At 71.3% G+C, this 14100-nt stretch carries 14 protein-coding genes and 1 tRNA gene; 11 read left to right on the top strand and 4 right to left on the bottom strand.

Annotation, left to right across the window (positions count from 1 at the left end; translation table 11 throughout):
• Nucleotides 1-60 precede the first annotated feature (60 nt).
• From AC1MBW_RS02075 to AC1MBW_RS02060, 4 genes are read left to right on the top strand one after another with little or no spacing between them, the layout of a single operon-like run.
• Nucleotides 61-1293 carry a sensor histidine kinase gene (locus AC1MBW_RS02075; RefSeq protein WP_480025290.1) on the top strand — a complete coding sequence of 411 codons (1233 nt, stop codon included), beginning with the start codon at nucleotides 61-63 and terminating at the stop codon, nucleotides 1291-1293.
• The gene (locus tag AC1MBW_RS02070; RefSeq protein WP_480025289.1) at nucleotides 1290-2462 is read left to right on the top strand and encodes a hypothetical protein; all 1173 of its coding nucleotides are present in this window, start codon (nucleotides 1290-1292) and stop codon (nucleotides 2460-2462) included. The genes AC1MBW_RS02075 and AC1MBW_RS02070 overlap by 4 nt, the downstream gene beginning before the upstream one ends.
• A complete protein-coding gene (locus AC1MBW_RS02065) occupies nucleotides 2449-3198 on the top strand; it encodes a response regulator transcription factor (RefSeq protein ID WP_082454248.1) in 750 nt (249 codons plus the stop codon). The genes AC1MBW_RS02070 and AC1MBW_RS02065 overlap by 14 nt, the downstream gene beginning before the upstream one ends.
• Nucleotides 3198-3803, top strand: coding sequence for a thymidine kinase (locus AC1MBW_RS02060; protein ID WP_054146677.1), 606 nt, complete (start codon nucleotides 3198-3200; stop codon nucleotides 3801-3803). Before AC1MBW_RS02065 ends, AC1MBW_RS02060 begins: the two co-directional genes overlap by 1 nt.
• 132 nt (nucleotides 3804-3935) lie before the next feature.
• On the opposite strand, the gene AC1MBW_RS02055 is transcribed toward AC1MBW_RS02060, so the two are convergent.
• The 3 genes from AC1MBW_RS02055 to AC1MBW_RS02045 form a co-directional block, all read right to left on the bottom strand.
• Nucleotides 3936-4009, bottom strand: a tRNA-Pro gene (locus AC1MBW_RS02055).
• Between the two features lie 78 nt (nucleotides 4010-4087).
• Nucleotides 4088-5008 (bottom strand): metallophosphoesterase, encoded by a 921-nt coding sequence (locus tag AC1MBW_RS02050; protein ID WP_137846672.1) that lies wholly within the window; start codon nucleotides 5006-5008, stop codon nucleotides 4088-4090.
• Between the two features lie 44 nt (nucleotides 5009-5052).
• Nucleotides 5053-7611 (bottom strand): transglycosylase domain-containing protein, encoded by a 2559-nt coding sequence (locus tag AC1MBW_RS02045; protein WP_054146675.1) that lies wholly within the window; start codon nucleotides 7609-7611, stop codon nucleotides 5053-5055.
• A 50-nt stretch (nucleotides 7612-7661) separates the two neighbouring features.
• Between AC1MBW_RS02045 and sp36 the strand changes: the two genes are divergently transcribed.
• On the top strand, nucleotides 7662-7820 hold the full coding sequence (gene sp36 / locus AC1MBW_RS02040; RefSeq protein ID WP_167599048.1) for a Sp36 family protein: 159 nt from the start codon (nucleotides 7662-7664) through the stop codon (nucleotides 7818-7820).
• Nucleotides 7820-8290: a RidA family protein gene (locus AC1MBW_RS02035; RefSeq protein WP_480025288.1), complete on the top strand. Its 471-nt coding sequence runs from the start codon at nucleotides 7820-7822 to the stop codon at nucleotides 8288-8290. The genes sp36 and AC1MBW_RS02035 overlap by 1 nt, the downstream gene beginning before the upstream one ends.
• A 69-nt stretch (nucleotides 8291-8359) precedes the next feature.
• Here the strand turns inward: AC1MBW_RS02035 and acs are convergent, their stop codons facing one another.
• A complete protein-coding gene (gene acs, locus AC1MBW_RS02030; RefSeq protein WP_480025287.1) occupies nucleotides 8360-10312 on the bottom strand; it encodes an acetate--CoA ligase in 1953 nt (650 codons plus the stop codon).
• Nucleotides 10313-10764: 452 nt separating this feature from the next.
• Between acs and AC1MBW_RS02025 the strand changes: the two genes are divergently transcribed.
• The 5 genes from AC1MBW_RS02025 to AC1MBW_RS02005 all read left to right on the top strand — a co-directional run bounded on the left by AC1MBW_RS02025 (nucleotide 10765) and on the right by AC1MBW_RS02005 (nucleotide 13944).
• On the top strand, nucleotides 10765-11763 hold the full coding sequence (locus AC1MBW_RS02025; RefSeq protein WP_480026064.1) for a TadA family conjugal transfer-associated ATPase: 999 nt from the start codon (nucleotides 10765-10767) through the stop codon (nucleotides 11761-11763).
• Complete coding sequence (locus AC1MBW_RS02020) at nucleotides 11760-12821, top strand: type II secretion system F family protein (RefSeq protein ID WP_480025286.1); 1062 nt, start codon at nucleotides 11760-11762, stop codon at nucleotides 12819-12821. Before AC1MBW_RS02025 ends, AC1MBW_RS02020 begins: the two co-directional genes overlap by 4 nt.
• Before the next feature lie 102 nt (nucleotides 12822-12923).
• On the top strand, nucleotides 12924-13184 hold the full coding sequence (locus tag AC1MBW_RS02015) for a DUF4244 domain-containing protein (protein ID WP_480025285.1): 261 nt from the start codon (nucleotides 12924-12926) through the stop codon (nucleotides 13182-13184).
• A gap of 92 nt (nucleotides 13185-13276) precedes the next feature.
• Nucleotides 13277-13567: a TadE family protein gene (locus AC1MBW_RS02010; protein ID WP_480025284.1), complete on the top strand. Its 291-nt coding sequence runs from the start codon at nucleotides 13277-13279 to the stop codon at nucleotides 13565-13567.
• Nucleotides 13564-13944: an Rv3654c family TadE-like protein gene (locus AC1MBW_RS02005; RefSeq protein WP_480025283.1), complete on the top strand. Its 381-nt coding sequence runs from the start codon at nucleotides 13564-13566 to the stop codon at nucleotides 13942-13944. The genes AC1MBW_RS02010 and AC1MBW_RS02005 overlap by 4 nt, the downstream gene beginning before the upstream one ends.
• Nucleotides 13945-14100: the final 156 nt, after the last annotated feature.

Genomic DNA, 14100 nt, shown 5'->3' with positions numbered 1-14100 from the left:
ACAGCCCCGGTCCGCCTTCTGCCATGATCTCTCCTGACCCGAACGAGCCGAGGAGGCCGCATGCTGCTCGGCCTCCCGGCCCACCTCGCGCCCGCGGCCGTCGGCGACTCGGTGTCCAGGGCGTGTCACGCGATCGCGGCCACGGTCCTCGCGGCGGCGGCCGCCCTGCTGCTCACGAAACAGGCCGTCACACCCGACCTGCTGCTCTGGCCGGCCCTGGTCTCACTCGTGCCGTTGGTGGTCCTGCTCGTCGTGGTCGAGCGCACCCGGTCGACCACGGCCCACCTCGCCTACCTGATCGTCGGCACCGCAGCCCTGTACTGGTACGCCGTCACGCTCTTCTCGCAGGTGGCCGCGGTGCAGGCGTCGGACGCCTTCTCGCTGTCGTTGCCCAAGATCGCCCTCATCATGGTCGGCAGCACCGCCGTCGGCCCACGCCGGGGTCTCCTCTGGTCGGCGGCCGGATACGCGGCGGGCGAGCTCGCCACGCAGCTGGCGACCTGGCACACGGGAGCCTCCCTCCGGCTCGACGTCACCGCCCTGCTGGCGTTCGTCCTCGTGGCCGTGGTGACGGGCCACGCCGAGGCGTCCCGGGGGCGTGCCCGCGAAGCTCAGCCCCGGCTGCACCGGGCGGCGCTCGAGCAGCAGGTCCAGGGCATCCGCGTCGACATCGAGCAACAGGCGGCCGCCCTCGTCCACGACACGATCCTCGGGCACCTCGCGGCCCTGGCGACCGCCCGCCCCGGTCCCTTGTCGCCCGAGATCGCCCGGTCGATCGCGGCCGACCTCGAGGTGCTCGTGGGGCGGGACTGGCTCTCGCCGGGCTCCGTGCCGCCCGAGGTCGCCGTGAGGGCCGCCGACGCCTGGGAGCGCAGCCGACTGCACGAGGTCGTCGAACGGTCGCGGTCGGGCGGTCTCGAGGTGGCCGTGACGGGCGACGTCTCGGCGGTCGGCCGCCTCGATCCCGTCACCGGGGACGCACTCGGGTTGGCCGTCGCGCAGTGCCTCGTCAACGTGAGCCGCCACAGCGGAGCCGACCGGGCCGAGCTCGTCGTCTTCGGCGACGGCACCGACCTCACCGTGATGGTCATCGACGACGGCGTCGGCTTCGACACGGCGGCGGTGGCCCCCGACCGTCTCGGCCTGACGGCGTCCGTCGAGGCGCGTCTCGCGCGCGTCGACGGTCACGTGCAGATCTGGTCGTCCCCCGGCAGCGGCACGTCGATCGTCCTGCGGGTCCCGTTCGCCGTCACGGCACCGGTGGTCGTCGCCGACGACGGTGTGCCCGCATGACCCTCGCCGCCCCTCCTCGACCCGGCGGCCGCGCCTCCGGTCGGTCTCCTCAGCAGGTGGACCCCCTCGGCGCCCTGGCGGCCCGACCGATCACCCTCGGGGCGGCTCTCGCCGCGTGGCTCGTCGCCGTCGTCGACACGGTGCTGCGGGCCTCCGACGTGTCCTCGCCGTGGACGGCGGCGGGCGCGCTCGCCGCCGTCGCCGCAGGGGGTGTCGTTCTCGTCGTGTCGGCCACACCCCTTCGCGCGCCGTTCGGGTCCGGGGCGCTCTGGTGCGTGGCCGGGGCGTGTGCGGCGTCGGGCGTCCTGTCCGCCCTGGCCACGGCCGGCAGCAATCCGTTCGTGCGGGACGACTGGGCGGGGATCGCCGCGGGCGTCCTCCTGCTCGGAGTCGCCCCGTACCGCTCGGCGCGAGAGATCCTCGCCGCCGGAGGTGCCGTGGCCGTGGTCCTCGCCGTCGTGGTCCTCGTCGAGGCACCGGGCTTCGTCACACCCGTGCCCACCGCGTCGTACGTCGTGGTCGCGCTCACGCCGTTGCTCGCCCTGACGGCCGCCTCGGCGACCTTCTCGAACGTCTTCGTCGGGCACGTCGAGGGGTGGGTGTCCCGGGCCACGGGGTTCCGCCGGGCCAGCACCGACGACCTCAGGGTGACCCTCGCCCGGTCGGTCCAGCAGGACCGCGTCACCGTGCTCAACCGCGAGGTCGTGCCGTTCTTCGCGCGGCTGGTCGAGTCCGGTCGGATCGGCGAGGGGGACGCCGACGAGGCACGGCGCGTGGCCGACTCGTTGCGCGCCTCCCTGGTGGCCGACGCCGACGCGACGTGGCTGGCCCGGCGTCTCGCCGCGCCCGGCCGCCGGGTGCCGACCGAGGTCGTCGACCCCGATCGTCTCGCCGATCGCCTCGGCCCCGAGCACCGCACCGCGCTCTGGGCGCTCTTCGCCGCGGTGGACGACGTCGAGGTCGTCGACGCCCGCTCGCTCCGGGTCGAGCTCGAGGCCGAGGAGGCGCGGGTCGACATCGCGATCGAGCTCGCGGTCGAGTCGTCGGCCGCCGCCGCACAGCGGTCGCTCGCCCCCTGTCTGACCGTGCTCCGCCTCGTCTCGGGCGACCTGCGGGTCGACCGAAAACCCTCGCATCTGACACTAAGGTTTTCTTATGACCAGCACTGAGTCGAGCGGTCGCTCGTCCCATCGTCCGGGCTTCGGGAGGCCCGTCGCAGCACCCTCGTGGGCCACCGTCGGCCCGGGTTCCGACGCACCGCCCGCCCGTCGCGTCCGGCTCGCCATCCTCGACGACCACGAGGTGCTGCTCGACAGCCTGAGCAGCTGGATCAACGTGAACGCCTACGACTTCGACCTCGTCCTCACTGCGCACACCTGGCTGCAGCTGGTGCACAGCGACAACTTCCCGACCGACCTGGTCTTCCTCGACTTCCAGTTGAAAGAGCCGGTCTCGATCGAGGCCCGGGTCCGCACCTGCCGGGCCGCCGGGGCCAAGGTCGTCGTGCTGTCGAGTCTCGACACCCGCGAGTCGCGCGAACGGGCCCTCGAGGCAGGGGCGTCGGCCTTCCTGTCGAAGACCCTGCCGATGCGCGAGGTGATGGACGCCGCCCGCCAGGTCATGGGAGTCGCCCGTGACAACTCGCCTCAGCGCGACTGGCGCCCGCTGCCGGCTGGCGCCGCGAACCAGACCAGGCCCAAGCTCAGCGCCGGCGAGGCCGAGGCGTTCCGGTTGTACGTCTCGGGTTTCAGCACCAACGAGGTCGCCGCGCAGATGAACGTCCAGTACGAGACGGCGAAGACCTTCCTCCGCCGGGTGCGCGAGAAGTACGCCAAGGCCAACCGACCGGCCAGCAAGAAGTCCGAGCTCATCCGTCGGGCGGCCGAAGACGGTTACCTCCAGTAGTGGCCAAGCTCTACTTCCGCTACGGCGCGATGAACAGCGGCAAGAGCACGGCTCTGCTGCAGGCGGCCTACAACTACGAAGAACGCGGTCAGCGCGTGTTGCTCGCCAAGCCGGGGGTCGACACCAAGGGCGACGACGCCATCGTCTCGCGGTTGGGAGTCACCCGGGCCGCGGACGTCACCTTCGCCCCCGACGACGAGGTCCGGCAGGTCTTCCTGGCCCGACGTGACGCGGTGCGCGGCGAGACCGGCTCGGGCCTCGCCTGCCTCCTGGTGGACGAGGCGCAGTTCCTGGCGCCGCACCAGATCGACGACCTGCTCCGCATCGCGATCCTCGACGACGTCCCGGTGCTGGCCTACGGCATCCGGACGGACTTCCGTACCGTCGCCTTTCCCGGCAGCCGACGGCTGCTCGAGGTGGCGCATTCACTCGAAGAGCTCAAGACGATCTGCCGCTGCGGTCGCAAGGCCGTCTTCACTGCGCGCACGGTCGGCGACCGGTTCGTCTTCGACGGCGACCAGGTCGCGATCGACGGCCAGCAGGTCACTTACGAGTCGCTCTGTGGTGCCTGCTACCTCGCCGAGTCCGGCGGCCGCCTCGCCTGACCCGGCCGCTCCACAGGCTCAGAACGACGAGTGGCCCCACCCTAAGGTGGAGCCATTTGCTGTGTCGCCCGAAGGGCGAACCAACGAGCACAAAGAAAATTGGCCCCACCCGAGGGTGGAGCCAATTTCTTGTCGGGGTAGCGGGATTCGAACCCACGACCTCCTCGTCCCGAACGAGGCGCGCTACCAAGCTGCGCCACACCCCGATGTCTTCGCGTTCTCACGTGAAGCAACCTGACAAGAATAGCCCATGTTCGGGCCTGCTCGTGTCACTCGTGTGGAACCTAGGCCGTGAGGGTCACGATCACGGCTTCGGGCCGGCACGAGAACCTGACGGGGGCGTAGATCGAGGTGCCCAGGCCGGCCGAGATCTCGAGGTGTGCGGTCTTGCGGGCGTGGCTCCAGGTCGTCAGGCCGCTGACCTTGCTGCGGGGCAGGTCGCAGTTGGTGACGAGGGCGCCGTAGCCGGGCACCTGGACCTGTCCGCCGTGCGTGTGACCGCCGAAGATGACGTCGGCACCGTTGTTGACGAACGAGTTGAGCACACGCTGGTACGGCGCGTGGGTGACGCCGATGCTGATGGGATCGGGCCCGCCGCGATCGTCCTGCCAACCCACGTTCTCGCGGAGGTCGTCGAGGGCGCCGGGGATGCGGTCGAGACGGTCCCAGCCGCGGTGGGCGTCGTTGACGCCGAACAGCTCGAGTCGCGAGCCCCGCAGCTCGAGCGCTCGTGCCCTGTTGTTCAGGTCGAGCCAACCGAGCTGGTCGGTGAAGAACGACTGCATCCGGTCGATGTCGAGGTCGACGGGTGCTCGGTGGGCCTTGCTCGGCCCGCCGAAGTAGGCCAGGGGGTTCTTGGGGGAGGGACCGTAGTAGTCGTTGGAACCGTTGACGAAGACCCCGGGTACGCCGCGGAAGGGTTCGAGCGCGTATTCGAGGGCGGTGTGGGCGTCCTCGTGGCCGATGTTGTCGCCGGTGTTGACGATCAGGTCGGGTTCGAGCACGGCGAGGCCGCGGACCCATTCCTGCTTCTCGGACTGCCAGGGGGCGAGGTGGAGGTCGGACAGGTGCAGGATCGTCAGCGTCCGGGAGCCGGGTTCGAGGACGGGCAACACTTCGTGTCGTACCGTGAACCGGTTGCGCTCGACGAAGACGCCCCAGGCGAGCGCTCCGAGGCCGACGGCCGCACCCGCTGCTGCGGTCACGGCCGTCGTCTGGAGGGCGCTCGGCCCTCCGGTGCTTCGTGGGCTCACGCGCAGTTGCCCGGGTCGTTGCCGTCCTTGTCGCCGTAGACCGTCAGCCCGATGGCCGAGTCCTTCGCGACGGACGTGTTGGCGGCGGGATTCGTGGAGGCGACCTGGCAGGCGTTCTTCCCGTCTCCGGGGGTGAATCCTGCGACGGACACCTTGGACGTGTCGAAGCCGGCTCCACCGATCGACTTCACCGCGTCGCCCACCTTCTGCCGCGTCACGTCGGGGACCGCTGCCGCACCGCTGCCGTCACTCGTGAAGACCTTCACGGTCGTGCCCTTCGACACGACGCTGCCGACGGCCGGGTCCGAGCCGATGACCTGACCGGCGGGCAGGGCCGAAGGCTGGGTGCCGCCGTCCTCGTAGGCCAGGGACACGCCTCTCAGCAGCGCCTGGGCTGCCGACGGGGTCGTGCCGGCCATGTCCGGGACGGCCACGCCGGAGCCGCGCAGCACGGCACCGGAGGCCTCACCGAAGGCGCCTCCCGGATACACGGTGTTGTTCACGCTCTGGACGGCCTTGAAGTACTGCACACGCGCCGTCGCGTAGCTCGTGGACCCGGCCAGGTTCGGCGAGTTGTACGACCGCAGGCTCTTCTTGGGACCGTCCGCGACTCCCTGCCACACGGCGGTGGCGATCTTCGACGTGGCGCCGATGATCCAGATCTGGTCCTTGAGGTCGGTCGTACCGGTCTTGCCGATCTCGGGGTAGCCGTCGGCCGGCAGACCGCCGACGCCGGTGCCGTTCCGCCACAGCCCCTGCATGGCCACCGCGGCGGCCGCGGCCACCTGCGGGTCGACGACCTGGCTGCACGACTGCGGCTGTCCGCCGAGGTCGACGCCCTTGTCGTCCTTGATGTTGTCCACGATGATCGGCGAGCAGTAGACGCCGCCCGCGGCGATCCCGGCGTAGGCGGTCGCCATGGTCAGCGGGGCGATCTCGTCGGCGGTGCCGAGGATCGACGACGCGTAGTCGTGCATCTCGCCTCCATCGGCGCGGTGCACCCCGAGCTTCTTGGCGACGCCGTTGATGTCGGCGATGTCGAGCTTCTCGGCCATGGCTGCGTAGGCCGTGTTCATCGACTTCGCCGTCGCGTCCGCGACGCTCATCTGGCCGGGCTGCTCACCCGCGTCGTTCTTGGGGGTGTACTTGTTGCCCCGGCTGCCGTCGATGGTCATGTTGAAGGTCCGCGGCTTGGCGTTGACGCTCTCGTAGATCCCGTGCCCCTGCTCGAGCCAGTCGATCAGGGTGAAAGGCTTGTAGGTCGAACCGGGTTGGAAGCCGATCGATCCGCCGTAGTCCCGGTCGGTGCTGTAGTTCACCGAGGTGAGGGTGCGGTCGGGGCTCGACGTCTCGGAGAACGTGGTGTTCTGTGCCATCACGACGACGCGGCCGGTACCGGCCTCGACGGAGTCCACGACGCTGCCGAGCTGGAAGTTGCTCTCGGTGGCGGGAGCGTACTTGTCGACCTGCGCCTTGGCGTTCTCGTTGAGGTCGAGGTTAAGCGTCGTGTAGACGTCGTAGCCACCGGTGTTCCAGTTGGTCTGACGCTCCTCGGGGGTGGAGCCGAGGACGGCGAGGTCCTTGATGCTCTTCTTGACGTAGTCACAGAAGTAGGCGGCAGAGGGGACGGTGACCGCGCCGCAACCCTGCGAGGGAGCCGTCAGCACGACGTAGCTCTCGACGGGCGTGGCCAGCGAGGCGTCGGCCGTGGCCTGGTCGATGTCCTTCTCGGCGAGCATCGACTTGATGATGACGTCACGCCGGGCCTTGTTGGCCGGGTACTTCTCGGGCGTCGACATGTTGCGCGAGTCGGGGTACTGCACGATCGCGATGAGGCTGGCGGCCTCGGGCACCGTCAGCTCGGCGGCGCTCTTGTTGTAGTAGTGCTGTGCGGCGGCCTGCACACCGTAGGTCTGGTCGCCGAAGTAGGCGATGTTGAGATAGGCCAGCAAGATGTCGTCCTTGCTGTACTTCTTCTCGAGCCCGATCGCGAACTTCATCTCTTCGAGCTTGCGGTCGAGGGTCGTGGTGGTCGCCTCTTTGTAGGCGGCGTCCCGCTCGTCCGCGGTCGGCAGCTGCTGCGACTGCGCGATGCGGATGTTGCGCACGAGCTGCATCGTCAGGGTCGAGCCACCACCGCTCGCACCGAGCTCGCCGGCGCCCGCCGAACCGACGGCCGCTCGGACGAGGGACGTGACGTCGACGCCGCCGTGTTCGTAGAACCGGCGGTCCTCGCCGGCGACGACGGCGGTCTTCAGGTTCGGGCTGACCTCGTCCCACGAGAGCTCGACGCGGTTCTCGCTGTAGAGGGTCGCGAAGGGCACCTGCTGCCCGCCCTGGGTCGCGTACAGCGTGTTGCGCTGCTGCAGCTTGCCGATCTCGATGTACTCGGGGATCGACTCGAAGACCCCGATCGAACTCGAGGCCGTCATGCCGGCGACCGCGATGGCCGGCGTCACGCCGATGGTCACCAGGAGGCCGGCCAGGACGCTGAAGCCGACGAATCCGAAGAGTGCCCCGATGGCGGACGTGGGCTTCGATTTTTGGGCAGACATAGGATCAGGGTAAGCGACATCGCCGATTTTCAAGCTGAACGGAAGCCGAAATGGTCCTTTGGGAGTACACGACGACGCCCCTGTTGGTGCACAACAGCACGGCGATCCTCAACAACTGGGGTTCCGACGGGTGGGAACTCGTCCAGGTGACCCAGGGCCCCGAGGGTGGTCCCGTCGCGTGGCTCAAGCGCCCCCGGCAGGACGCCTGATGGCTCCCGTCGACGAGCGCTTGGCCGAGCTCGGTCTCGTCCTCCCGCCCGTCGCGGCGCCCGCGGGCTCGTACGTCCCGGCGCTCCGCACGGGGTCGCTCGTCTACACGGCGGGTCAGCTGCCCTTCGTCGACGGTCAGCTGCCGGCCACGGGCAAGGTGGGCGAAGGCCACGGCCTCGTCCGGCCCGCCGACGCCCAGGCGATGGCGGCGACCTGCGTGCTGAACGCCCTGGCCGCCGCGGGGACGGTCCTGGACTCGCTCGACGACGTCGTCCGCGTCGTGAAGCTGACCGGATTCGTCGCCTCCGATCCCGACTTCTCGGGCCAGCCCGGGGTGATCAACGGCGCCTCCGACCTCCTCGGGCAGATCTTCGGCGAGGCCGGGCGTCACGCCCGCAGCGCCGTGGGGGTCGCGGTGCTGCCGCTCGACTCGCCCGTCGAGGTCGAGCTCGTCCTCGAGGTCCGCTGACGCGCCTCCTCGTCCTGTCACGACGACGGCCCCTCCTCAGCGTGAGGAGGGGCCGTCGTCGTGCCGGGGTCAGCGCATCTCGGCGGTGATCACCGACATGACCGAGGTGTCCGCCAGCGTGGTCGTGTCGCCGACCTCGCGTCCTTCCGCCACGTCCCGCAGCAGGCGACGCATGATCTTCCCCGAGCGCGTCTTCGGCAGTTCGTCGACGAGCACGACGGTGCGCGGACGCGCGATCGCGCCGATCTGGTGGGCGACGTGCGCACGCAACGCGGCCACCGCCTCCTCGGGTGTTTGCATGGTCTTGGCCTTGTTCCGCAGGATGACGAAGGCCACGACCGCCTGACCGGTGGTCTCGTCGGCCGCGCCGACGACCGCGGACTCGGCGACGATCGGGTGCGACACGAGGGCCGATTCGATCTCGGCGGTCGACAAACGGTGCCCCGAGACGTTCATGACGTCGTCGACGCGGCCGAGCAGCCAGATGTCTCCGTCCTCGTCGCGGCGGGCGCCGTCTCCGGCGAAGTAGCGGTCGCCGAACCGGCTCCAGTACGTCTCGACGTAGCGGTCGGGATCGCCCCAGATGCCCCGCAGCATCGACGGCCAGGGTTCGGAGACGACCAGCAGGCCGCTCTCGCCGTTCGCCACGGGAGTGCCGTGGTCGTCGACCACGTCCACCGAGATGCCCGGCAGGGGGTTCTGGGCCGACCCGGGCTTGGTGGTCGTGACGCCGGGCAGCGGCGAGATCATCTGCGCACCCGTCTCGGTCTGCCACCACGTGTCGACGATGGGCGTGCGGCCCGCGCCGATCACCTCGCGGAACCACAGCCAGGCCTCCGGGTTGATCGGCTCGCCGACCGACCCGAGGAGGCGCAACGACGTGAGGTCGCGGGCCCCCGGGATCTCCCTCCCGGACTTCATGAAGCCCCGGATGGCCGTCGGGGCGGTGTAGAAGATGGTCACGCCGTACTTCTCGACGAGGTCCCACCAGCGGCCCGGCTCGGGGAAGTCGGGGGTGCCCTCGTAGAGCACCTGCGTCGCAGCGTTGGCGAGCGGGCCGTAGACGACGTAGCTGTGCCCGGTGATCCACCCGACGTCCGCCGTGCACCAGTAGACGTCGGTCTCGGGGTGCAGGTCGAAGACGACGGAGTGCGTGTAGGCGACCTGGGTGAGGTAGCCGCCCGAGGTGTGCAGGATGCCCTTGGGCTTCCCGGTCGTGCCGCTCGTGTAGAGGATGAAGAGCGGGTGCTCGGCCTCGAAGGGTTCGGCGACGTGCTCACCGTCGACCGTCTCGATGGCGTCGTGCCACCAGACGTCGCGGCCGTCGGTCCAGTCGACGTCGTTGCCGCCTCGCCGGACGACGAGGACGTGTTCGACCGTGGAGTCGCCGTCCACCGCCAGGGCCTCGTCGACGGCGGCCTTGAGAGGGGAGACCGCCCCCTTGCGCCAGCCGCCGTCCGCCGTCACGACCAGGCGGGCGCCGGCGTCGTCGATGCGCGCCCGCAGGCTCTCGGCGCTGAAGCCGCCGAAGACGACCGAGTGCACGGCCCCGATCCGGGCCACGGCCAACATGGTCACCACGGCCTCGGGGATCTGCGGGAGGTAGACCACGACGCGGTCCCCGGCCCGCACGCCGAGCGACATCAGCAGGTTCGCCGCGCGCTTGACCTCGTGGGTCAGCTCGGCGTAGGTCAGCGAGCGGGCGTCGCCGGGCTCGCCTTCCCAGTGCAGCGCGACGCGATCACCGTGCCCGGCCTCGACGTGACGGTCCAGGCAGTTGTACGCGACGTTGAGCGTGCCGTCGGCGAACCACCGGGCGAAGGGTGCGTCCGACCAGTCGAGCGTCTCGGTGGGGACCTGCCCCCACGTGAGTCGTTCGCGGGCCTGGTCACCCCAGAAGGCGAGGCGGTCGGCAGCGGCTCGTCCGGCGAGGTCGGAGCCGGCCACGGCCGTCCGGACGAAGGCGGCGGGCGGGGCGAAGGTGCGTCCTTCGGTGGGCTGGTCGTCGGTGCCGTCGAGCATCGCAAGTCCTCTCGCTTCGTTGCGTGAACCGCGGCACGGGGCCGCGCGGACGACCTTACTCCGGAGGCCGCGCCGGGCCAGGGCGCACGACACGCCTGACAGGAGAGCGCGGCGTGGTGTTCCCGGAGCGTTCTGGGGTACAGTGAACGAGTCGGATTCAATTCCGACGTGCGTCGCGCTGATTCCCCCCAATCGCCCGACGCACGTGGCGGCACCGGTTCCCCCCAACCGGTGCCGCCCCTCTCGTTAACCCGGTCGTCGCCCGGGTGGTCGGTCGACTCGTCCCCAACGGTGGCGACGGGCGATCCGTCCCCACGGTGCTCTACCGATCTGTCTGTTCCGGTCGGGCCCTGCTTACGGTCGAGACCATGTCCCACGCGCCTCAGGTCGGCACCGCCCGTCACCCGTCCCTCACCCTCGATCACCCTCCCTCCCGCTTCGCCCTGCCTCCCGTGGCGGCGCTCGGTACGGGCCGGGGTACAGAATCTCGATTCGGGGTACAAGGAAGGCTCACCCGACACGAGCGTTCCGCGTTCGGACCCTTGGGGCGCCTCCTCGACGATCCGGCCGTCACCGACGTCTTCGTGACCGGCGGCGTGGGCGTCTGGGTCGATCGCGGCGACGGGGCCGAGCCCGAGACGAGCCTCCACCTCTCGGAGGCCTCGGCGCGGCAGGTGGCCGTCCGACTGGTCTCGCTCGGGGGACGCCACGTCGACGAGTCGAGCCCCTGCGTCGACGTGCGCCTGGGCGACGGCCTCCGGGTGCACGTCGTCCTGCCTCCGTTGGCGGTCTCGGGGACGGCTCTCTCCATCCGCGTGCCGCGGGCCGAGGCGATGTCGCTCGTCGACCTGGATCGGCGCGGGTTCTTCCCGGCGGGAGCCCTCGAGACGGTGATCGGCTGCGTGGAGCGACGGGCCAACGTCCTGGTCAGCGGGTCGGGTGGGGCCGGCAAGACGACGTTCCTCGCCGCGCTGTTGTCCGAGGCCCCCGGCTCCGACCGCATCGTGACCATCGAGGACGTCGCCGAGTTGCGACCCCGTCATCCTCACGTGGTGGCCCTCGAGACGCGTCAGCCCAACCTCGAGGGAGCTGGCGGGGTCGATCTGTCCCGTCTCGTTCGTGAGGCGCTGCGGATGCGACCCGACCGTCTCGTGGTCGGCGAGGTCCGGGGGCGGGAGATCCGCGACCTGCTCTCGGCCCTGAACACCGGGCACGACGGAGGCGCGGGCACCGTCCACGCCAACGGTCTCGACGACGTCCCCGCACGGCTCGAGGCGCTCGGGGCGCTCGCGGGACTGGGGGTGGACGCGCTGGCCCGACAGGCCGTCAGCGCGATCGACGCGGTGTTCCACCTCGAGAGACGAGGTGGCCACCGGAGGCTCGCCGAGATCGGCCACCTCGCCGTGACGCCCGACGGGCGATTGATCGCTCGGTCGGGATCACGGGGGTGAGCGGCGGCCCGGGTCCCGGACGCCTGAGCACCGGACGTTTCGAGCCCGGGCGCCCGAGGACGAGGCGGGCCCCACCCACACCGGCCGCCGTCCTGGTCGAACGCCTCGCCGTCCTCGTCGGAGCCGGTGTCGCACCCGCCCGCGCCTGGGGCCACGTCGGCGCGGTCGAACCCCCGGGGGTCGTCCGACGGCTGGCCGAGGCGGTCGCGCTCGACGGCGGCGACGGCGTCGCGGTCTCCACCAGCCTCGTGTCGTGGCTCGACACCCGACCCTTCGAGGATGCCGTGGACTCCGACGGGCACGACCGCACGTGGAGACAGGTCGCCTGCGCCTGGCGCGTCGCCGAGACGAGCGGTGCACCGATGGCCGACTGCCTCCACTCCCTCGTGTCGGCCCTCCGGGCGGCCGACGAGGCCCGCCGCGACGTCCAGGTGGCCCTGAGCGGACCACGGGCGACGGCGAACGTGGTCCTCGCCCTCCCGCCCGTGGGCCTCCTCTTCTCCTCGGGGCTGGGCTTCGACACCGGCGCGGTGCTCGTCGGCACCCCGATCGGATGGGCGTGCGTCGGCGTCGCGGGGTGTCTCGTGGTCGTGGCGCGTCGGTGGAACGCCCGACTCGTCCGTCGTGCCTTGCCGTCGTCGAGGGTGCCGGGGTTGCGCCCCGAGCTCCTCGCCGTGGCGCTGTCCGGGGGAGCCTCGTGGTCGTCCGGCCTCGCCGCCGTCGACGAGGCGGTCGCCTCGTGCGGGCTCGAGGCCGTCGTGCCCGAGCCACGAGGAGGCGCGGGCGCGGTCGACGAGACCGCCGACCGGGTCGAGCGGCGTCGGTGCGAGGCGGTCCTCGACCTGTCCCGTCGTGCCGGGGTGCCGGCGGGGTTGCTCCTGCGCTCCGAGGCCCGAGAGCTGCGACTGGAGGCCCGCACGGCAGCGCAGACCGCGGCGGGGCGGCTCGGGGTCACCCTGATGCTGCCGCTAGGTGTGTGCATCCTGCCGGCGTTCCTGGTCATCGGCGTCGTCCCGCTGGTGGTGTCACTCGTGTCGTCCACAGCGGGCTCGTGGTGACCGGCCGTCCCCAGCAGAGGGCGACGGCGGTGGGCCGTCCGCAGAATGCCGCCAGGCTCGGATCGTCACCGGAGAGGTGCCGACACCCACGAGAGGAACATCATGACCGTTGCCGCGACCCCCTCGCCCGCCGTCCCCACGACGAGCGCTCCGTCCTCCACCTGCCGTACCTCGGCCGCGGGCCGCCTCGCCTCCGTCGCCCGTCGCATCGTCCGGGCCGACGACGGTGCGGCCACGGCCGAGTACGCCATCGTGATCATGGCCGCGGTGGGCTTCGCCGGCCTGCTCGTCACCATCATGAGGTCGGACGAGGTGCGGGGCATCCTGTCCGACCTGGTCCGGTCGGCCCTGTCGGTCGGATGACCGCCGTCGCGACGACCAGGGTCCGTGGGTGCCTCGTCCGTCTGGTCCGTCGGGTCGACGATGAGAGGGGAAGCGCGACGGTCGAGTTCGCGATGACGATGCCCGCCGTGATCCTGGTCGTCGCGTTCGTCGTCGCGAGCCTGGGTCTCACCTCGCAGTCGGTCCGCCTCGCGGACGCCGCGGCCGTGGTGGCACGACAGACCGCCCGGGGCGATCGCGGCTCGGTCGGGGCGACCCTGGAGAGGCTCGCGCCGGGAGCCGCGATGTCCGAGTCCGTCGGCGCCGACCTCGTCTGCGTCGACCTCCGCCGGGAGGTGCGGGTCGGCCCCGTCGGCGAGGTCACGTTGACCTCCCGCAGCTGCGCACCGACGGCCGGGCGATGACGGTCCGCCACGTGTTGGCGAGCGACCGCGGCAGCTCGAGCGTCCTGTCGGCCGCCGGGCTCGCGACGATCACGGTCCTCGCCGTCGCGCTCATCGGATCGCACTCGGCCCTCGCCGTCCGGTCGCGCACGGCCGGGGCGGCCGACGCCTCGGCGCTCGCGGCCGCCGACGCCCTGTCGGGGGCCGTCGTCGGCGCCGTCTGCGACCGGGCCGCCGCGACCGCGGAGGCGAACGGCGTCGCGCTCTCGGCCTGCGTCGTCACCGGCGCGGAGGTCACCGTGGAGGTCTCGACGGCCCTCGGTCCCCTCGCCGTCAGGGCCCGGGCGACGGCCGGTCCGCCGCCCCCGACGGCCCCGCCCCGGGGTGGCGGTCCGTGAAGAGGGCCCGGGCGTCGGGTGTGTATGGTGTGGCTGTCGGCTGCACGGCTCCCGACGTTCCTCGGGGTCGGTGGGAGCGATCGAGCACCCCGTCCTCGCCCTGCAGCCCCTCGCCCGGTCCGTCGGACCGGGTCGCCGCACCACCACCCAAGGAGT

Source organism: Frigoribacterium sp. AP1 (genome assembly GCF_056680555.1).
Note: the sequence above shows the minus strand (reverse complement) of the source record. Positions and strands in the feature narration are given on the sequence as shown.